17 protein-coding genes are annotated in these 21,077 nt (G+C 56.1%); all 17 read right to left on the bottom strand.

Annotation, left to right across the window (positions count from 1 at the left end):
- Window positions 1-24 precede the first annotated feature (24 nt).
- The 17 genes from rfbC to AT959_RS12100 all read right to left on the bottom strand — a co-directional run bounded on the left by rfbC (window position 25) and on the right by AT959_RS12100 (window position 21,057).
- Entirely contained in the window at window positions 25-570 is a 546-nt protein-coding gene (gene rfbC / locus AT959_RS12185) for a dTDP-4-dehydrorhamnose 3,5-epimerase (RefSeq protein ID WP_066883454.1), read from the bottom strand.
- The gene (rfbA, locus tag AT959_RS12180) at window positions 570-1,454 is read right to left on the bottom strand and encodes a glucose-1-phosphate thymidylyltransferase RfbA (protein WP_066883452.1); all 885 of its coding nucleotides are present in this window, start codon (window positions 1,452-1,454) and stop codon (window positions 570-572) included. The genes rfbC and rfbA overlap by 1 nt, the downstream gene beginning before the upstream one ends.
- Entirely contained in the window at window positions 1,451-2,344 is an 894-nt protein-coding gene (gene rfbD, locus AT959_RS12175; protein ID WP_066883450.1) for a dTDP-4-dehydrorhamnose reductase, read from the bottom strand. The genes rfbA and rfbD overlap by 4 nt, the downstream gene beginning before the upstream one ends.
- Entirely contained in the window at window positions 2,344-3,423 is a 1,080-nt protein-coding gene (rfbB, locus tag AT959_RS12170; RefSeq protein WP_240481818.1) for a dTDP-glucose 4,6-dehydratase, read from the bottom strand. Before rfbB ends, rfbD begins: the two co-directional genes overlap by 1 nt.
- 31 nt (window positions 3,424-3,454) lie before the next feature.
- Window positions 3,455-6,268, bottom strand: a complete 2,814-nt coding sequence (locus tag AT959_RS12165) for a glycosyltransferase (protein ID WP_066883448.1) — start codon at window positions 6,266-6,268, stop codon at window positions 3,455-3,457.
- A gap of 2 nt (window positions 6,269-6,270) precedes the next feature.
- Complete coding sequence (locus tag AT959_RS12160) at window positions 6,271-8,151, bottom strand: glycosyltransferase (RefSeq protein ID WP_083518377.1); 1,881 nt, start codon at window positions 8,149-8,151, stop codon at window positions 6,271-6,273.
- A 95-nt stretch (window positions 8,152-8,246) separates the two neighbouring features.
- Window positions 8,247-8,834: an adenylyl-sulfate kinase gene (cysC, locus tag AT959_RS12155; RefSeq protein WP_066883444.1), complete on the bottom strand. Its 588-nt coding sequence runs from the start codon at window positions 8,832-8,834 to the stop codon at window positions 8,247-8,249.
- Between the two features lie 57 nt (window positions 8,835-8,891).
- The gene (locus AT959_RS12150) at window positions 8,892-10,145 is read right to left on the bottom strand and encodes a glycosyltransferase family 4 protein (RefSeq protein ID WP_205629909.1); all 1,254 of its coding nucleotides are present in this window, start codon (window positions 10,143-10,145) and stop codon (window positions 8,892-8,894) included.
- A gap of 46 nt (window positions 10,146-10,191) precedes the next feature.
- Window positions 10,192-11,238: a hypothetical protein gene (locus AT959_RS21165; RefSeq protein WP_157651290.1), complete on the bottom strand. Its 1,047-nt coding sequence runs from the start codon at window positions 11,236-11,238 to the stop codon at window positions 10,192-10,194.
- 18 nt (window positions 11,239-11,256) lie between these two features.
- Entirely contained in the window at window positions 11,257-12,726 is a 1,470-nt protein-coding gene (locus AT959_RS12135; RefSeq protein ID WP_066883437.1) for a radical SAM protein, read from the bottom strand.
- Window positions 12,727-12,774: 48 nt separating this feature from the next.
- The gene (locus AT959_RS12130) at window positions 12,775-13,983 is read right to left on the bottom strand and encodes a glycosyltransferase (protein WP_205629908.1); all 1,209 of its coding nucleotides are present in this window, start codon (window positions 13,981-13,983) and stop codon (window positions 12,775-12,777) included.
- Window positions 13,967-15,097, bottom strand: coding sequence for a non-hydrolyzing UDP-N-acetylglucosamine 2-epimerase (gene wecB, locus AT959_RS12125; RefSeq protein WP_066883433.1), 1,131 nt, complete (start codon window positions 15,095-15,097; stop codon window positions 13,967-13,969). The genes AT959_RS12130 and wecB overlap by 17 nt, the downstream gene beginning before the upstream one ends.
- Entirely contained in the window at window positions 15,094-16,671 is a 1,578-nt protein-coding gene (locus AT959_RS12120) for a polysaccharide deacetylase family protein (protein ID WP_066883430.1), read from the bottom strand. Before AT959_RS12120 ends, wecB begins: the two co-directional genes overlap by 4 nt.
- Window positions 16,668-18,041 carry a phenylacetate--CoA ligase family protein gene (locus tag AT959_RS12115; protein WP_205629907.1) on the bottom strand — a complete coding sequence of 458 codons (1,374 nt, stop codon included), beginning with the start codon at window positions 18,039-18,041 and terminating at the stop codon, window positions 16,668-16,670. The genes AT959_RS12120 and AT959_RS12115 overlap by 4 nt, the downstream gene beginning before the upstream one ends.
- Window positions 18,038-18,769, bottom strand: coding sequence for an ABC transporter ATP-binding protein (locus AT959_RS12110; RefSeq protein ID WP_066883428.1), 732 nt, complete (start codon window positions 18,767-18,769; stop codon window positions 18,038-18,040). Before AT959_RS12110 ends, AT959_RS12115 begins: the two co-directional genes overlap by 4 nt.
- A 3-nt stretch (window positions 18,770-18,772) precedes the next feature.
- A complete protein-coding gene (locus AT959_RS12105) occupies window positions 18,773-19,612 on the bottom strand; it encodes an ABC transporter permease (protein ID WP_083518432.1) in 840 nt (279 codons plus the stop codon).
- 14 nt (window positions 19,613-19,626) lie between these two features.
- Entirely contained in the window at window positions 19,627-21,057 is a 1,431-nt protein-coding gene (locus tag AT959_RS12100; RefSeq protein ID WP_066883426.1) for a mannose-1-phosphate guanylyltransferase/mannose-6-phosphate isomerase, read from the bottom strand.
- Between the last annotated feature and the right edge of the window lie 20 nt (window positions 21,058-21,077).

Raw genomic sequence — 21,077 nt, 5'->3', positions numbered from 1 at the left:
GTTATTTTTGATGATTCCGGGAATTTAATCGAAGCACTCTGCATCAGCGAAGAGCGCGCCTCTGGCATCCTTGGCCGCGAGTATTGGCTGCCCTTCTAGGGGCCACTCGATGGACAGAGCCGGATCATTCCACAACAAGCTACGCTCAAATTCCGGGGCGTAAAAATCGGTTGTCTTGTAGAGAAACTCGGCAGTCTCGCTCAGCACTACAAAACCATGCGCAAATCCCTCCGGAACCCAAAGTTGCCTTTTATCTTCGGCGCTTAGATGGACACCAACCCACTGGCCGAAGGTTTTTGAGCGTTTTCTGAGGTCGACCGCAACATCGAAGACTTCACCCTGCACTACGCGAACAAGTTTTCCTTGTGGTTGCTGGATCTGATAATGCAGCCCACGCAGTACGCTCTTGGCAGATCTGGAGTGATTATCCTGCACGAAGGTGACATCGAGGCCGGTGGCCTCAGCGAAAGTGCGAGCGTTAAAGCTCTCGAAAAAAAATCCGCGCTCGTCGCCGAAGACTTTGGGTTCGAGGATGAGGACATCGGAAATCGATGTTGGCGTCACTTTCATCAGAACACCTTTTCCGTCAGCAGTCCGAGCAGGTACTGCCCATAACCGTTCTTGGCCAGCGACTGGGCAAGCGTTTGAAGCCGTTCCGGCGTGATCCAGCCTTGGCGGAAGGCGACTTCTTCCGGGCAGGCGACCTTGAGGCCCTGGCGCTTCTCGATGGTGGCGATGAACTGGCCTGCTTCGAGCAGGCTGTCGTGGGTGCCGGTATCGAGCCAAGCGTAGCCTCGGCCCATGATCTCGACATTGAGCTGGCCTTTTTCAAGGTAGAGGCGGTTGAGGTCGGTGATTTCCAGTTCACCACGAGGTGAGGGCTTGAGGTTGTGGGCGAGGTCGACGACCTGGCTGTCGTAGAAATAAAGACCGGTAACGGCGTAATTGGACTTCGGCTGCTTTGGCTTCTCTTCGAGGCTGAGCACCTTGCCAGAAGGATCGAATTCTGCGACGCCGTAGCGCTCGGGGTCGTGCACGTGATATGCAAAGACACTGGCTCCGCCTTTCCTTGCATCCGCACTGCCAAGGATGTTGTGGAAATCGTGGCCGTAAAAGATGTTGTCGCCGAGCACGAGCGCTGAGTCACCGTTGCCGATGAAATCGGCTCCAATGATGAAGGCTTGGGCTAGGCCGTCCGGACTGGGTTGGACGGCGTATTGCAGGTTGATGCCCCACTGGCTGCCATCGCCGAGCAATTGCTCAAAGCGCGGGGTGTCCTGCGGGGTGGAGATGATCAGGATGTCGCGGATACCAGCCAGCATGAGCGTGGTCAGCGGGTAGTAGATCATCGGCTTGTCGTAGATCGGCAGTAACTGCTTGGAAACTGACAGGGTGGCTGGGTGCAAGCGGGTGCCGGCGCCGCCGGCGAGGATGAGGCCTTTGCGGGTGGTCATGATGTGCTGAGGATTTGCTGGAGAATATGGTCGATGCCTCGCTGCCAATGGGGCAGTTCGAGGCCGAAGGTCGTGCGGAATTTCATGGTGTCCAGGCGTGAGTTGGCCGGGCGTTTCGCGGGGGTCGGGTAGTCGGCGGTGGCGATGGACCTGATCTTGTCGGGCATCACCTTGAGCGGCTTTCCGGCCTTGATCGCAGCACCGACGACATGACGGGCGTACTCACACCAATTGGTCTCGCCTCCGGCGACGCAGTGGTAGGTGCCGCAAGGAAAGGATTCCGGGCTGCGCTGCTGCTGGCGGACGAGGTGGGCGGTGACGTCGGCGAGCAGCGCAGCCGAGGTCGGGGCGCCCCACTGGTCGGCGACGACGCTCAGGCTGTCGCGTTCGGCGGCCAGCTTGAGCATGGTTCTGGCGAAGTTGCCACCATGGGCGCCGACCACCCAACTTGTACGCAGAATCAGGTGGCGCGGGTTGACGAGTGCCAGGGCGAGTTCACCGTCGCACTTGCTTTGGCCGTAGACACTTTGCGGGTTGGTTGCATCTTCTTCGACATAGGCTCGTTGCTTGGTCCCATCGAAGACGTAGTCGGTAGAGTAGTGGATGATGAAGGCACCAGCCCTGGCACCCTCCTCGCCCAGAATCGCAGGTCCGACGGCATTGACCGCAAAGGCCAGGTCGCTCTCAGCCTCGGCCTTGTCCACGGCGGTGTAGGCTGCCGGGTTCACGATGATATTCGGGCGCGCCGCGCGGATCAGGTGGCGGATCGCTTCCGGATCAGCGAGGTTACAGTCGGCGTGGTCGACCGCAACGAGTTCTCCCAGCGGCGCTAGGGCGCGCTGGAGTTCAAAGCCGACCTGACCATGGCAACCGGTGAGCAGAATCCGCATCAGGTGGTTCCGTACTGCTTGCCGACCCAATCCCGGTAGGCGCCGCTGGTGACGTTCTTTACCCAGCCCTGATTGTCGAGATACCACTCCACGGCCTTCCTGATGCCGGTCTCGAAGGTCTCGGCCGGCTTCCAGCCGAGTTCGCGTTCGAGCTTGCCGGCATCGATGGCATAGCGGCGGTCGTGGCCGGGACGATCCTGGACGAAGGTGATCTGCGCCTTGTAGGACCGGCCGTCCGCACGCGGGCTGAGTTCGTCGAGGATGGCACACAGGGTGTGCACGACGTCGAGATTGGGTTTTTCGTTCCAGCCGCCTATGTTGTATACCTCGCCCACCCTGCCCGCTTCAAGAACACGGCGGATGGCACTGCAATGATCTTTCACGTAGAGCCAGTCGCGGATCTGCATGCCGTCGCCGTAGATGGGCAGCGGCTTGCCGGCAAGCGCGTTGTGAATGACCAGCGGAATGAGCTTTTCCGGGAAATGGTAGGGGCCGTAGTTGTTGGAGCAATTGGTAGTGAGCACCGGAAGGCCGTAGGTGTGGCAGTAGGCGCGCACCAGATGATCGGACGCAGCCTTGCTGGCGGAGTACGGGCTGTTGGGTTCGTAGCGGTTTTGTTCGGTGAAGGCGGGATCGTCCTTGGCGAGTGAGCCGTAGACTTCGTCGGTGGAGACGTGGAGGAAACGGAAGGCGTTTTGGGCGTCTTTTCCGAGTTGACCATAGTAGGAACGGACGGCTTCGAGCAGCCGGAAGGTGCCGACAATATTGGTCTGGATGAAGTCCCCGGGGCCATGGATGCTGCGGTCGACGTGGGATTCTGCTGCAAAGTTGATGACGGCGCGTGGCTGGTGTTCGGCCAGCAGTCGACAGACGAGGTCGAAGTCACCGATATCGCCCTGGACAAAGGTGTGACGTGTGTCGCCGTCTAGGCTCGCGAGGTTCTCACAGTTACCCGCGTAGGTGAGCGCGTCGAGGTTGATGACATGCTCGTCTCCCGCAGCCAGCCAGTCGAGAACGAAATTGCTGCCGATGAAGCCGGCACCTCCGGTGACTAAAACTGCATTTTGTATAGTTTGCAAAATAAAATCCCAGACAACATGAATTGAAATACTACTCGAATGCGATCTGAGTCAGCCGATTGCGATACTTCTGCCCGACCGCATTCCTGGAATAGCGCTCCTGAACCAATTCCTTGCCAGCGAGGGCTTTCAAATTCCTTGCTGCACTGTCCTGAACACACTTAATCATCTGTTCAGAAGCCATCACGACTTCAGGATCGAACCAAACCTGCTGATCCGACAATGGATACTCACCGCGATGGATTTCAATCATGTCGCCTTCAACGAGAAATGCAGTCGAATTAGTTGTAAAATCAGTGTTTCCTGAATAATTGGAAACAATAACGGGCTTTCCCAGCAGCATTGCTTCGGCGATATTTCGCCCAAACCCTTCGGCGCGATGGAGCGACACGAAACAATCACTGACTTTCTGCAATGCCAACAATTTTTCTTTAGAAAAAGTTTCAGCAATAATCTTTATTCTACTATCTCCGGTCACAGAGTCGAGCAGCGCCTTCCAAGCCGGCATTGCCACATCAACATTCATGGCCTTGATTACCAGCCGCACCCCATTGGAACCAGGAAATGCGCGCTTAAACGCATTGACTGCGGCCTGCGGGTTTTTTCGTGGAATACTGGAAAAACCGTCCAGCACTGTCAGAAAAACAAAATCCCCTTCCGGCAAACCAAAGTCAGCGCGCAAATACTTTTGCGTCATTACAGGAAGTTCGACGACCAATGGCATCGAATAGACAGACTTATCAGTCGCTCCTCGCATTGCCGAAGCAGCGAAGTCGGATATGGACCATATTTCATCAACAATTTCTAAGGCGCTTTTCATCGCCTCAGGGAATCTGGCAAGTTCCCATTGCCAAAAAGCGATGTTGTAACGACGATCCAGAATCATATGTCTGGACGCCCCAAGCAAGCGCAATGATTCAAAATGGGGCAAACAGATCAAGTTGACATTGTAAAGAGGTGAGCCAGTTTCATAGCCACGCAGAGTCAAGTCCCGCATACGTGCACCGGCTTTTAAGGGTATTCCGGGTACGCAATGTTCGAACTCCGTAGTTTCCAACGCGCAGGTCGCCATCCTGACATCTTCACCAATGCCAAACTCCCCACGCGCATAGCCGACGATATTTACGCCGCCGAAAATAAAGCGCCCCCGGTTTTCCTGAACAAACTGCGTGGAGGTGGCCTCCGCATTGGGCAAAACGAACGCGGTGTCGTCTTTTCCATAAGTCACGAACCATTCGACAAGCGCTTTCCTGCCGTCCGGAGTACTGATGTCGAACACCCCCTGCAAATCATGCCGTGCCAGCCACAGCGCTTGCAGTCCCCGCGTAATCGGTAGCGGTGCGTCCTGCTCAAGGAACGGCGAGGTTTTGCCGTAGGCGTCTGCCAACATCAATCCGCCGTTCGCCTTGTCGTGACGGCCATCGCTCATCCACCAGCCGACCAGCGCTTCCCGGCCTGCCCGCATTTCCAGATCCATCGCCGACTTCAGGTCGGCTTTTGCCAACCACAGCGCGTGCAGCCCCCGCGTGATCGGTAGCGGTACATCCTGCTCAAGCAGTGGTGAGGTTTCGCCGTAGGCGTCTGCCAACACCACCCCGTCGTTTGCCTTGTCGTGGCGGCCGTCGCTCATCCACCAGCCGACCAGCGCTTCCCGGCCCGCCCGGGTATCTAGGTCCATCGCCGACTTCAGGTCGGCTTTTGCCAGCCACAGCGCGTGCAGTCCCCGCGTGATCGGTAGCGGGGCGTCCTGCTTTGCCTTATCGGAAGCAGCAACGAGCCAAGCCAACTGCTCATCATCCAGCGCAAGCCCTAGCAGCAAATGCAAAGCCGCACACTGAAGAGGATCATCAAGCGCACTCTCTTCAACATCCTCGATTCCCGCTCGTAGAGACTCCAACAAAGGGCTTCTTCCGAACGGTGTATCTGCGGTGTGCTGAAGAAGCCTACTGATAGCCGGTTTGGCCGGCAGTGGATGGTCTTGCCTGAGGACCCGTGGTTCGACAATTTCCGAACCGAAGAGGAAGCGATTGCGCTCGGCAACCTGAAGAATCTCCTCCGGCGGTAGCGCAGGAACGCCCTTGAGCTGATTTGCATGCCACCACGTGAAATCGACAATCGTCGCACCTGTCTCCCGTATCCGCATGGACAGGCTATGCTCGTCGAGGATTGACAGCGCTTTCGAACGAAACTTCTCAACGCTCGCCGAGTTCAGTTCAAACACAGAGTGCCACTGCCCGTGTGGAAGGCCATCCCCCGTAAGCCAGTCCGTCAAGTATTTGGCATAGTTCGACGAGATTGGAGCCCGCCCCGCGAATAGCCCGTCATCTTCGTCCAAAAAGAAATCGGTCGAGTCGAATGGCCCGACAAATACCCCCAAACGCCTGATCGTCGCCGGCGATGCAAACAGAAATTTCGAGCATCCCCATGTCTGAAAACCACGACCGAACAACCGAACACCGTCGGGATAAGCATCAACATGGGCCAGCACCTGCGCCGGGTGGTCGATCAGATAATCGAGCATCTCCCGCCGCACCAGCGGATAGAAGCCACTGTATTCATTCTGGAACGCAGAGGTCACGACATGAACCAGATCAAATTCATCGAGCTGATCGGCATAACGCGCCAATGCCGTATCCCAACCGCTGAACTCACGACGGTGGTTGTCGCCCGCCATCAGCAGTGCTTGATTGCCAATATGGGCCTCAACGCCATTCGGCAGCGCGGTATCGATCAGTACGGAATGAATTTCGACGTCGGAAAATCGCTCATACAACTGCTGCAACGCCTGATATGCGCCTTTGTAATCACGATCCCCATAGCGAACGAACAGACTCAGGAGCTTCATGACTACTCTTCCTGCTCCACCTCAAAGACCACCTTATTTTGTTCCGCGTTAGTCCAGCCGGCGCGCTCGATATCGAACTGATCCACCCGATAGAAGAACTCAAGCCGTTGCCGGCAACGATCCAGATTCACATTCGCTAAAGATCGATCAACCAGTCGCAAAATATCTTCTGCCGAATCCTTCCACGTATAAGGTTGTCCTGGTTTTCCCGAGATTGCATCAGGTGCTATTGCCCTAGTCAGGCATCGCTTCACTGTTCGCAACAATTCGCTATCGTTCGAGAATGGGAAAATGCCCTTGACCGGATCAATTTTCTCGCACAACTCATCAATCAGTTCGCTGTGTCGCGCCACTACCGGCCTGGCAAAAGCGAGCGCCTCGAATATCGGCAATCCGAAACCTTCGTAGAAAGAAGGGAAAACCAGACAAACACAATTCCGATACAAAGCTGCCATCGTTTCGGCCGATTGATTGCCCGAGGGCACCTGCTCGACGTTATGGAATTGCGATTTCAACTCACCAATCACCTTGATTCTGACGCTGGGGAATCCGGCAGACAAGGCATGTACCGTCTCATTCAAACCTTTGTGGTAATAGCTGTTACCACATACCAATATATAAGGTGCCTGCTCCCCTTCAGCAGCCGGCAACAACACCTGCTGGCTTCCAGCCAGATACTCCGGGGGGTTCATAGAGCAATAAGCCACGACGTTCTCGGCATGCTTAGATGCAGGAAAGCGCGAATTGAAACGTTTCCTCGAGAAATCACTGATGTAGAGAAGGCCATCCGCAAACTCCGCCAACGAACGCCAAACGCCATCCAGATGTGGCATGCGCACGTAGTGGCAGTCCCAGGCAATGGTATCGAGAACAGCGTAGATATTTACGGATGACCGATAAGCCTGGTCGCGCAATTCGCTGAAACTCCAGGGCTGCGACAAACGTACGCACGCGTCGAAAAGTCGGTCGCCCGGCAGTTCATGCACAAGGAACTCCGGGTACAAGGCCGCCAAATTGTGAAACGCTGCGGATTGCGGCAACACCCAGAAACAGGGCCAGATCGCGTACTGTTCCGCCAAACCGACAAAATGTGGAAGCAAAGAGAGAATGTGCTGCGCCGTGCCGTTGTAACCCGGGGCCAGATTACGTATATCGAACAAGACATCACGCCGTTCCTTGGGCAAAAAACGTTGCGTAAGCAAGGCTTCAAGCCGTGTTTCAGGCTGCGTCGTTTGTCCATCGAGGGCCTTGTAGTAGTCCGAAGCACGCTCGAGTGCCGGCACCGCCCGGGCAACCCCGCCGCAGGTTTCGTCCGCAACCGGGAAAAATACGGCATTGCACAAGCGCGCGCTGTAGCCCCGCCGATTGGCACGGATGAAGAGACTCGCCAAGGCCCTGGAGAGATCATCGCCTTCAGCCTCCAAAGGTCCAAAATCCAGAAGCACCTCGCTCCGAACAAGCACCGGGGGACCTTCTACAACCCGTTGCATGTCATAAGGCATATGGCCCATCACATCTCGTGCGACGCTATCAGAAGGGAAGGCGCCAAGTGAACTCCCGCCCACCGTTAGCGGCATGACAAAGCCGAACAAGGGGTCCCTCAAGGCAGGTTCAATCATCCGGGCAAGCTCTGCCGCAGAAAAGGAATGTTCAGCCCCGACAAAAAGCGCGAATTCGCCTCGTCTTATTATCGAACTCAAGCACCTGTTTATCCCACTCAAACCTTCTATGACCCGAGGCTCACCGGGAGGATGCATGTCAACATGCATAGCCTCAACTAGCGCATCTCTTCTCTCTCCAATTGAAAAAGAGTGCACCAAAATATCCCGGCCAACAACATTGATCGATAAAGGAAGATATAACACCTGAGTCAATAGCGACATATTATGCAATTCAGATTTAATAACTTAACTGTGATGTACAGGCTTGCATGGTTTCAAATCCTCTGACTGGGCGACGAAATGACAGCTCGACACGTTTAGCATAACGCCGCCGCACGCAATTGATCCACGCATGCTCGGACATCGAATACCCCGGTATCGAGCGCCAAAGCCGGGAATTCAGGCGGCTCATAAGGCGAATCAATGCCTGTGAACTCGCGCACCTCTCCATTACGCGCACGCCGATAAAGACCTTTCGGATCTCGTTGCTCACACAACGATAGTGGCGTACTGATGTAAATCTCGCTGAAGCGTACCTCGCCAATGATCTCCGCCGCCATCTTTCGGTCGGTACGATAGGGAGAAATAAATGCGGTGATCACGATCAACCCGGCCTCATTCATCAGGCGAGCGACCTCCGCAATACGCCGAATGTTCTCGGTGCGATCGGTCGGAGAAAAACCCAAATTACGGTTAAGACCATGGCGAACGTTATCGCCATCCAGCACAAAAGAACAATGCCCTGCATCAATCAAATGGCGCTCAAGCGCGAATGCCAAGGTCGATTTGCCTGAACCGCTCAACCCCGTTAGCCAGAGTGTTCGCGGCAACTGCCCTAACAAAGCAATCCTCTCCGAGCTATTCACTTGACTACCGTGCCAGACCAGATTTCGATCAATATCCATCTCAGGTTCCGAAAAATTCTCCCTGCCAGCCGATCAGGGAAGACGCCAAGAATATTCTTAATGCCGACTGGAAACGTGTTCCTCGATAGCTGCCGACAACGGGCCATAAACCACCTCGGCACCAAAATGCGAGCTGATGAATTTCTGCGCCTTGGCACCATAATTTCGACACTTGCCAGGGTCACTCAAAAATTCGCCAATGGCGTCGGCAAAATCGACGGCATCCCCCGCCACCACATAGGGAAGTTCTCCCAATTCGCGCAGTCCGTCAGACGAAGCCGGCCAACCTACATGCGGCTTGCCGCATGCCAGTGCTTCAACCGTCTTGATCTTAAGACCGGTACCAACACGGCAGGGATTGACCACTACACTGGCCTGGTCGTACTCCGACTCGAGTGAGTCAACAAATCCCAACAAACTGACGGACGGGTCATTCGTATGCACGCAACGTGAAACTCGACCCACCACATGCAAAGTGGCAGAAGGATACTGTTCGAGTATCAAGGGCCAAGTGTAGTCTATGAAATCTTGAGTTCCGCGAACGTTGAACTCATTTTCCGAGCCGATAATAAGAACACGACCTGCAACATTATGCTGCTCTTCGCCTGATCGAATATCAAGGTCGAACCCCGTTACCAGAGCCCGACGATCTGGCACAAGCTTTTGTATTTCAGAATACTCAAGATGTTGAATTGCAAGGATGATGTCCGCCCTTTCGAGCAACAATTTCTCTTCTTCATCAGACAAATCCAGACCGTAATTGACCAATCCAAACTTTTCCAAAGTTACCTTCAATCGACAAAACAGCTCAATTGAATCGATAACTTTCAGGCACCCAGTTGCTTCGGGAACGTTCAAAACACGACTCATGACAACGTATTCAGCCAACAATACATCTGGACGTTTTTGCTGAATCAAGTTGGCAACGTCCGAAACAAACCAGGGCGGACAAAAACCATTTTGAAGTTCAGCAACACGATCATTCTGGAAGTCAGGATCCAAAACTCTCGAACCGATCATCTCAGCGCTGGAATCAGGTTTGGCGCGTGCGTCAAAGACATAGAGATCATCCACAAATTTGTGAAGGCCAATGACTGATTCGTTTGAAACCTCCTCATTCCCCAAGGGACGCACAACAAGCGTCACCCGATACTCCTTACGGCGAAACCATTTCAGCATGTTGAAAATTCTGATTTCGTTGCCCGCTGCTGGTGGATAGGGGATCACATGCGTGACCATCAAGATATGTGGGGCAACATTGCGTCCAGAATTTTCTAACACACCAGGTTCCATTTTTGAAAAGACAAACAATTCGTCTTAAATAAAAACATAATCATTAACGTTACAGACAGGCTCATTAAAGACAATGAGCATAGCGGGTCCCGCGCAACACCCGTGCCACTTCTTCATAATTCTCGACAAGCTCAGAAAGATCATCGTTATTGACCTTAACGTGACTAGACTTTGTTTCAACGTACTCCAGACCGAAATGATTGAATACGGCCCGAATCCCTTCTTCTCCGGCAATCAAACGCTCATAAGATATTGAAAGCACATCCCCGGTTACGAAGGCTGACACCATATCGTCAATCACGTTTTCTGACTCCTGATATTGCGCTGCCAGATGAAGAAGATAATAAGGATCAATCAGAATTTTACGTTTTTTACGAGTTGCTTGTTCTTCAACGATATCTTTGATATTAAAATTGAACGTTTCTGCGTAAGTTTTCCTCGCAACGATAAATGAAAGCGCTTGCTTGATAACATTTTCACGATAGAGTCGCAGATATCTGACATTGTAATAATTGAAGACCGAAAGCAAATCGACATCATGTTTATATATTTTAGACGTGAGGAACATCAGGCCAGGATTTTCAATCTGGACAGGGTACTCAACGCGAGAAGGCAAGAGAAAATAATCGCTCAACCAGTTATAAAACCCGGCCCTGCCTAAACCTGAAAAACCGTCCACCGGCTCAGCAAATGCGTAGGCTCGAGGATGCCCCCTGATGAGGTCTGACAGGTAGGTCCCCCCCGAACGAGATGTAAAAAGGCATACACCTCTGACCACGCCTTCTAGCAAGCGCTCGTTATGTCCTCGGGCATTTACATCACTCTGGACATATTGGAATGGCCGCAGGTTGTCGAGCTTGAGATACCCTGCCGGCAGAGGATGAACTCGCCCTCTAGGTCGAACGATGATTTCATTAGGCACGTAACCCGGCAGCACCGCTGCAAGATCCATTTCAAAACCAATGCCATTAAGACCTACAGCAGCAAGATCTGGGCGTAGCAAGACTCTCTCGGAATCAACGACAAACCGCCGGTCAACAACCACTTCCACCGGCCCTTCGCACCAGCCCCTCACGCACTCGCGGTCTATCTGATCTACATAGCCCCTCATTTTATTACGCCATCCACATTATTGTATTTCTGATGATATGGCGGCCGCTGCCTTTATCTTAATCTTCTTTTTATCCGCGACTCGATCCCCGCTATAGCCACCGATCATCTCGGCATGACAATGTGCCTCGTCAGATTTACGCAGTCTTACGTAGGAACATCCCGCTCCGGAACATTCATGAGGAATCCGTCCCTCAATGGCCATTGCCTTGACTTTCGCTATCCTTGGATGCTGCTTGATTTTCACAAGTCCCTCTTCCCGCCAGTTAAACAGCGATGAGGTCTGCCAGACACAGTTTTGAACTTTTCCGTCGGCCTGAAGCATGAAATCGCCTTGTAGATGGGGGCAGTCCGATACCGTGCGTTTCACAGCCCCGGAAAATCCATATTCATCCGGAGCATCTGAGAGATTCTCGTTGAAATAGGAATTAAATATAAGCTGTACGCCGAGGCTTTCGGCTAGCGCAAATGCAGCACGTAGGTGCTCATTTGTTTCATTAGCAACATGCTTAAGCTTATTTGATTCGTAATCAAAGACCTGCCCGGCGACCTCAATATCTACCCCCTCTGCCAAATGCTGGACATCATAGAGCCAGTTGCATTCAACGACCCGGTCGAATTCAAGTGACGCGCGAATGAAATCTTCCAGTTCGGTGTAGTTTTCCTTCATTAGTGTGAGGTTCAAACGAATCACCGGATAGGCAATTCCCAGCGCCTCCCTCCTTTGCTTGAAAGCCCGTAGATTGGCAAGCACCTTTTCCAAAGAACTGCCTGCCCGCAGCCTTGAATATTTCTCCGGATCCAGCGAGTCCAAGCTGACCGCCACCCAAGTCACCGGTGGCGCATTCCGCAATATCTTGTCCGCTTTCTTATCCAGTAATAGACCATTGGTATGGAAGACCACCTCCGAAGCTCGCGGCAGGGAATCCAGCAGGAGCTCAAAACTCGGTGCAAGCAGGGACTCGCCGAAGCCATCCAGACAGATGAAGTCTCTGTCCTGAAGAAAATCAATCAGTCCCGGAATTTCGCTTTCGGTAAGTTCTTTTTTGTGAAAATCCGAGTAAATAACACTCGGGCACATTGGGCAGCGTAGATTGCAGCGACCGGTCAGTTCGACCTGCAGGCCACGCTTGAAGCCCTTCTTGAGCTCTGACACCTTGCCATCGGGTCGCAACACAAATACCTGAATACCCGCCACGCCGCGAAGCCCCAATGATGATTTCGCCACGGGAATGGAGAAACCGACCTGCTGATCGAACACAAAGTCCGGATACGCTAACGCGACGTCTTCGCGTGTAACATTGCCGGCTTCAACGGCCTTGACCACCTCCCAATCAGACGTGATGACCACATGCGGGAACGAGGTGCCATCGGCATCTTTCCGGAACGCCCAGCCCTCGACAAGCACTCCTTTATCCGTTTCAACAATACGATCCAGCCACCCATTCTGATGGGGCATATCGAACATCTGGGGAGCCAATTTCATCATCTCAACCTTTCAAAAGGAACTGCTTGTTAATTGCCGCAGCTGCCAACGTTATTCGGCATAACCCAAATCACTCAACATCTTGATCGTGCGCCCCTGCCAGGTATTGGATCCCACCAGTTCTGAAACCTGAAACATGCTGAAGCGTCCTGAACCCAGTTGACGATGAATTGCTGCAACAAAATTTTCTGGGGTGGCACCACTTTCTAGCCCAGCGTTGTGGGTCCGGGTAAAGTCCAGCGGCGTGGAAACTACCGGCAATCCAGCTGCGATGTATTCAAAGTACTTCATCGGGAACATGCCCCGCGTATAGTCGTTGATCAGCGAGGGCAGCAGGCCGACCCGCATGCCGCGCAGGTAATCGGGTAATACGGAATACGGCTTATATCCGAGGAAATGCACGTTCGGCAGTTTCGCCAGTTCAGCCAACCGCGAACTGCTCTGGCCTTCGCGCTCTTCGCCGATCAAGACCCAGCTCCATTCAGGCTTCAGGCGTGCGGCATCGAGCAGGAGTTGGAAGTCGATCTTGAAGTCGGAGAGCACGCCGTGGTAACACAGGCGCGGCTCAGGGATGTGAGCTAGGTCGGCCGGGACGGGGCCCGGCTCGAGTGCCTTACCGAAGTGTTCGGCATCCACCACGTTGGGCAGGAAGTGGGAATTGGGGTTGTGCTTTTTGCAGTGCTCGGCCAGCGCCGGGGCAGTGGCGAACACGACGTTGGCGTGCTGGAGCAGCCTGGCCTCAGCGGCACGGAAGGTGGCGGCATCCACGCCAGGCACAGCGGCCAAGTCGTCCACGCAGTGATAGAGCACAGGGCCAGTCTCCATGCCGTCAATAACATCCAGCATGAAGGGGTGGTAGGTCCAGATGAGCGGGCGCGAGAAGTCACGCTGCCAAGTACTGCGGGCGATGGCGGCCCTGAGCAGCCAGCGGTTGAGGGCGCGGGTAGCGGGATGGCGGTGGCCGGCAGGAATCAGCAGCGGCGAGAGCACGAAGATGCCGGGCGAGCGCTCGCGGGCGCCGAGCAGTAATGACAACAGGCCCTTGCGCAGCCGGTTCGACAGGCGGCCCCAATCTTTCGCGCTGCCGGCCTTGGGGCTGCGCAGGCCCACGCTTTCCACATACAGCACCCGGGTGCCGAGTTCCGCGAGGGATTGGGCGCAGTGCTGCTTATTGGTCCAGTAGGGTTCATCCCAGTCGGCCGTGGCAAACAAGACACAGCTTTGCGGGATGACTGGAGGTTGTTCAACCATTGAATTCATGAACCGTATCGCTGGCAAGAATGGCCGCAATGCGTGCTGCAGCTTGGCCGTCACCGTAAGGGTTGGGGCGATTCTTCAACTCATCTCTTCGTTCCGGATGATCGAGCCAGCCCATGACTGCGGCATCAATGCGCTCCGCCGACTGCCCGGCAAGAGTTGCGAAGCCAGCTTCAACGCCCTCGCGCCGCTCGGTATGGCTGCGCATGACGACAACCGGCACACCAAAACTCGGCGCCTCTTCCTGGATGCCTCCGGAATCGCTGATGACGAGCGCAGCGCGGGAGATCAACGCGAGGCTGGTCAGGTAGTCGACGGGTTCGATCAGACTCAGGTTGGATACGTTGCCGAGAATGCGCCCCACCGGTTCGCGAACATTCGGGTTGAGGTGCACCGGGAAGACCCAGTAAAAGTCCGGGTAGCGCATGGCTAATCGCTTCAACAGATGGCAGATACCTTCGAGCACGCCACCGAAGTTCTCGCGGCGATGGCAGGTAATCAGCACCAGCGGCCTTCCGGCAGCGGCATGGATTACGTCGGCAAGCGCCGGGGCAGCCTGTGCTACGGCCATGATGCGTTGTGCCATGTACAGGGCATCGACAACTGTGTTGCCGGTCACATCGATAGCCTCCACCGGAATACCTTCATTCAGCAGTGCCTGGCGGGCCGCGATGGTCGGTGCGAAATGGCGGGTAGCGATCCTTGCCAGCAGGCTGCGGTTGGCTTCTTCGGGGAACGGGCTGGCCAGGTCACCGGTGCGCAGCCCGGCTTCGACATGGCCAACGCGGATGTCACGATGGAAGGCGGCGAGCCCGGCGCAGAAGGCGGTGGTGGTATCCCCTTGCACCAAAACCCAATCGGGCGTCTGCTCGGCCAGAATGGTGTCGAGATCGGCCAGCAGGCGGGCGGCGAGGCTGTTGAGGGTTTGCCCCGGGCGCATTGCATCCAGCGAAATGTCGGGCTTGATCGAGAACACATCAAGCGCCTGGGCCAGCATTTCGCGGTGCTGGCCGCTGGCGCAAACCACCGTATCGAGCAAAGCCGCGCGCAGCGCATTGATGACCGGCGCCATCTTAATCACTTCGGGACGGGTGCCGACGACGACCATCACCTTCATGCCGGCAATCTCCCGGCCACGGCTTCGAATTGCTTGCCGGCATATTCGATGGTGGGCAGCAGCGGGCTGAATGCTTTTGCGGTTGACGGCGGCTGCAGCTCAAAATACTCGTCGTGCTGCACCACCTGCCATTCGGATTTGGCGAGCAGAAAATCGAGGGCGTCGTTTTCCGAGAGGAACAGGGTGCCGGGTGCCTTGATGCGGATGTAATCGACCAGGGCGCGATGCGCGGCGATTCTCGTGGTTTCGTCCGGCCAGCCGTACTGATAGCGTGCCGAGAACGGGTGGTCGAGGTAGCCGAAAAGCGTACGGGTTTCGCAGGCGCGGTCGAATGCCTGCTTGAACACCGCGAGCGGATCGCCTTCGGCCAGCAGGCAATCGCCATGCAGCATGTGTTGCTGGCTGTGGCCGATGAAACCCGCGGGCAGGTCGGCGAGTGCCCCGCCACGGGCGATCAGGAACTCGGGGTCATTGCGGATGATGCCACCGATGCACCCGTAATAACCTGCATCGACCAGTGCGGCCAGGGCATAGGGTGGGGATTGATGAAAGGGCGAGACTGCATAGCGCACGGATTGTCCGGTAACAGCCTGCAGGCGGCTGGCCGATTCGCGTGCTTCGCGCAGGGCGGCTTCATAGCTGCCGCCCCAGTTTGGCGCATGGGTCGCGGTATGCGAGAGGATACTTTCCCCAGCCAAGGCCATTTCGCGCAGGATGCCGTGGTGGCACGGGTCGTCGAGATTAGTGGTATGCACTGCCAGCGAGAAGGGAATACCCATCGCGTGATAGGCCCCGCGCAAGGGGCGCGCAGACTCGACGTCTTCGTCGCAGTCGAGCCGCATGGTGACGGCGGCCTCATGCCCCCACGGGATCTCCTGCAATACCGGCTGGCAGGGCAATTCGCCATATCGCCAGGAGGAAAGAAAGCGCTCCACGAGGCGCCACTCGAAGGAGTCGATCGGTCCAACTTGGCGGTTGAACCAGAGGATGCTGGATTCACCCTGATCGACTAGTGCGCAATAGGCAAGTACCGGCAGGCCGTCAATGGCGACTTCAGCAAGCGTTCTCTCCGTGGCGGCGCGTACCGGCATGGAGAGCGACCAGAAGGGCTCGTCGGCACGAACGGCGCCAAACCCGAGGTTGTTCCACTCGTCGGTGAAATCGAAGCGCTCCAGCGGACGCTGCCACTGGTCAGCGCCGAACTGCCCAGCCACTGGCGTGTAGCGAATGGCACCCATGCTTTGTGCAGAGGCATAGGTCGGCGCGGGCGGACTGCGGCTCCACGAAGCTGAATCACCAGGCCAGTCGGTATGGCGCAGACCGAGATGGGCAACCAGCGTGGGCGAAAGGCGCCCGAGCAAGATCAGCTTACAGGGGCCGTGCGCCATCCACGCCAGCAAGCGTTGCGAGGCTTCTTCGTCCGGTTCGATGGCAACGATGATGCCTGCTGCCGTTGACGCCGATAAAGCGCCGGAAATCCGGCGCGCCTGCGTTGTGCTGACCGAACGCCTGAGCGCGGCGAGAACAAGTCCTGCTGCATCCAGGGCGACGCTTGCGGCGAGTAGTTCGATCATGCGGTCACCACATGGCGGAACTTGGCGCGATGACCGACGCGGACGAGCGCATCGTGGCCGACGTATTCAATGAGGAAGGCTCCAGGCCAGAAGGTTTCGATGCGTGCCGAGATATGGCCCGGGTCGGCATGGGGTTCCGGAACGATGCGCAAGACTGGATGGGCGGTGCGCAGGTCGATCTGGAACTCCTGGATGCCGCCCACCCGGTGATCGAGCATGTCCATGATGTGGTGCGTCGCGTGGGCAACACCGTTGATCGGCACGACATCATGGATGCGTCCGACGACATCAGTCAGCAGGAAGGCGTTGTCAGCCTGTGACACACGGGCCCGGTCGCCAGTCGCGTAGCGGATCAGCGGCATCAGGCGATTACGAAAACCGGTGAAGACGAGTTCGTGGCCGTCTTCAATTTCGCGACTCTCGGGCCAGCCTTCCGAGTCGAGGGCCTGCAGCCCGCCCGAGTCACCATCGAGTTCGTAGGCCATGACCCCCAGTTCGGCGAGGCCGTAGCGGTCGACGACACGGCAACGCAAGGCTTTGGCAATTTTCTCGCGCATGTAGGGCTGCAAGAGTTCGCCGCTCGATTCGAAAACATCGAAGGCCTTGCCGCTGCCATAGCGTTGCTCGATGTAGCAGGCGAGCGCATAGATGGTCGAGGGATGCTCATGCACCAGGTAAGGGCGACGGCGTTTCAATTTTCGCCAAATCTCCTCGAGGCCCACATCGTCTATGCGGTCAAAGAAAATGTTGCTACGGTTCATCGCGAAGCACTTCCAGTCTTCGCGGGTCGGCCACTCGGGCACGTCCGGATCGGGGAAGCGGCAGGCGAAATGAAGCTCAGGCTTGTATTTTTTCTTGCCGATGCGCTCGCGGGCGTACAAGGTTACGGCAGCCGAGTAGTCGGCTGCTTCCTGATCGTAGTAGATGACGGTAGAAACGCCGGTGGAACCGCCCGTCTTGCAGGCATGATGGCGAAGCTCCGCAAGGGGTCGCGAAAGCAGGCGTTCGCCCTGCTCCCGGATGATGTCCTTGGTCAGGTAAGGGAGGTCGCCGAGGTAGCCCGTATCCCTCCGCACCCGCTCGGGGTCGAACCCGCTGGCGGCAAAAAGATCGCGATAATAGGGCACAGAAGACTGGGCAAAGCACAGGGTATCGGCAAGGCGCTCGCGGGCCATACTTAGCCGCTCCGGGAAGGTCATCCGGTAATGTCGGCGCAATTCGGCAAGCTTCGGACGGATCAGCCGCATCTCACGACGCTCTGCGACGGGATAAGCGAGGTAGGCGCTAACCAGCCCCTTAATCAGACGGAATGGCTGGCGGGCGAACACCGCCTCGCCAACGCGGAGCGCTGGATGGTTCGCCCTGATCATTGGACTTCCGGTACTACTGGCTCATCAGACAGGACGCGGCCGTGCTCCAGGTGGATCTTACGGGTACAGATTCGAGCGATGAGGGCCGGATTGTGTGAAGCAATAACAAGAATGGCGGCGTTTCCTACAAGAACATCGAGGCGTGCCGCGGCCTTTGCGCTGAATTCGGCGTCGCCGACGCTCAACCATTCATCCATGATCAGGATGTCTGCCTCGACGCTGGTCGAGATAGCAAAGGCGAGACGGAGCATCATGCCGCTCGAATAAGTCCTCACCGGCAGGTTGAGGTACTCTCCGAGATCGGTGAAATCTGCAATTTCGTCGATCTTGCTCCGTATCAATGCCGGCTTGAGCCCATCCATGATGCCACGCAGGTAGATATTCTCGAAGCCCGTGGCATCGGGATCGAGCCCCATTGAAACATCGAGCAGCGAAGCGATCTTGCCGCGAACCGAAAGCTGGCCTCGAACTGGAGCGTAAACGCCAGATAGGACGCGAAGCAGCGTGGTCTTCCCGGAGCCGTTATGCCCAACCAGGCCAACCCGATCCCCATGGCTGAAATCGAAGTTAAGCTCAGCCAGCGCGCTGACTACCGGATGTTTGCCCGCATCGCTACCGATCCGTCCGCCGGTCGTGAGGTTGAGAACCTTTTTCTTGAAGGAGCGGTGTGAATTGTCGTAAATGGGAAAATCGACCGACAGGTCGCGGGCGCGAATGAATGCTTCCATGTATCAGACCCAATAGGGAACGCGATTGCGGCAACGCTGCATCAGATACTGAGCCGCAAGAAATCCAACGACCAAGATGCCGACAGACCAAAGCCACGACTCCGGCGCAACTGTGCTTCCGATAATCGGCCCCCTGACGATATCGATCATGTGGTGAAACGGATTGAGTTCGGCGACCCAAGCCCGGTCCTTGAGCAGATCTTTCGTCCACATGATCGGCGTAAAGAAGAACACAATCTGAATAAGGTTACCGACGATGGGCAGGACATCACGATAGCGGGCACAGAGCGTTCCGAGCACTACACCAATCCAGACTCCGTTAAGTAACAGCAGCACCAAGCCCGGCACTACCAACAGGAATTCCGGCCCCGGCACGTGCCCAAAGATGAACATAAACACCACGACGACAGGCAGACTGTGCAGCAAAATCACAAAATTACGCCAGACAATACGACTTACGTGTACCGTCAATGGCATGCGGATCTGCTTAATGAGATAGGCCGAGCCAATGAATGCTGTGCTCCCCTCGTTGACGCAAGCGCTCAAATACTGCCAAACAACCAACCCAATGCCCAGATACGGCAAATAAGTGGTGATCTCTTGCCCCAGCAACGTGGAATAGAGTATCCCGAGGACCGCGACCATGATGAGCGTGCTCAGCGTAAACCAGAAAGGCCCCAGCACCGAGCGACGGTAGCGCTGTCGAATGTCGTGCCAGCCGAGCGCCAGCCATACATGTGAAGCTAACAATCCGACGGAGATATCGCTACCTCCGTCGTGCTCGTGCCACAACTGTCGAGCCGACGAAACAGTAGCTTGAATCGGAAAATTTTCGGTACTCATAGTCGCGGACTGAATCAACAGCGCCCGTAAACATCCTGGAAGCGAACGATGTCGTCCTCGCCCAGATATTCGCCGCTCTGCACTTCGATCATGACGAGGTCCATCACCCCGGGGTTTTCCAGTCGGTGCTTGTGGCCGGCCGGAATATAGGTGGACTGGTTGGTGCCGACGAAAATTTCCCGGTCCCCATTCACCACTTTGGCCATGCCACTGACGACGACCCAGTGCTCGCTACGGTGGTGGTGCATCTGCAAGCTAAGACTACCGCCGGGCTTGACTTCGATGCGCTTGATCTTGAATCGCGGTCCCTCTTCCAGCACCGTATAGGTACCCCAAGGGCGAGCCACCGTGCGATGCAGCTTGTAGGCATCGTGGTCGCGCTGCTTGAGTCGAGCGACCACCTGCTTGACCTCCTGCGCCTTGTCGGGATGGGCAACGAGCAGGGCATCGGGCGTATCGATGATCATCAGGTTGTCGATACCAACCGCGGCAACCAGACGGTCCTCGCTCTGCACGTAAGTATTGCGGGTATCGACAAAAATAGCGTCGCCGACCGCCCGGTTGCTGTCGGCATCCGGCACAGCCAGATCGCGTATCGCGTTCCAGGAGCCGATGTCGCTCCAGCCGATATCCGCCGGGACGACGGCGACCTTGCTCGAACGCTCCATGATGGCGTAATCGACCGAGATATCGGGCACTTCGCCAAAAGCTTCGGCAGGGATTTCGAGCATGGCGTCGATCCGCGAACCGCATTCCTTCATCGCCGCCCAGCAGGCCTCGCATGCCTTAAGAACGTCCGGCGCGTGGACTGCAAGCTCATCGAGTACGGTACCCGCCTTGAAACAGAACATCCCTGAGTTCCACAGGAAGTTGCCAGCCTCAAGATAACTACGCGCCTTGTCCAGCGAAGGCTTTTCGACAAAGCGCTTAACCGCCTTGCCTGCACCGACCGCTTCGCCCGCTTCAATGTAGCCAAAGCCGGTTTCGGGCGCATCGGGGACGATGCCAAAGGTCACCAGGTAGTCATCGGCGGCAAGACTGGTGGCATCGACTACTGCCTTGGCAAAAGCCGGCTGATCCTGAATCAGGTGATCGGCCGCCAGAACGAGCAAGCGGGCATCGCGACCGTACTTTTCCGCAATATGCAGCGCAGCCATGGCCACCGCCGGTGCAGTGTTGCGGCCGACCGGTTCGAGCATGAAGACCCCCGGCAGGTTCTCGCCCAGTTTGGCGTTGGCCAACTCATCCTTGCTCATGAAGAAATAGTCGCGATTGGTAACCGTGAGCATCTCGCCAACCTGTGCAACACCAGCGGCCCGCAGATAGGTCTTGAGCAGCAGGCTCTGACCATCGGCCAGCTTCATGAAAGGCTTTGGATGCCCTTCACGAGAAACCGGCCACAGTCGCGTACCAGCACCACCGGATAAAATAACAGGAATAAGCATTTCAGTTAATTTTTGGCGAA

Origin of the sequence: Dechloromonas denitrificans, assembly GCF_001551835.1 — a bacterium.
GTDB classification, from domain to species: domain Bacteria; phylum Pseudomonadota; class Gammaproteobacteria; order Burkholderiales; family Rhodocyclaceae; genus Azonexus; species Azonexus denitrificans.
Note: the sequence above shows the minus strand (reverse complement) of the source record. Positions and strands in the feature narration are given on the sequence as shown.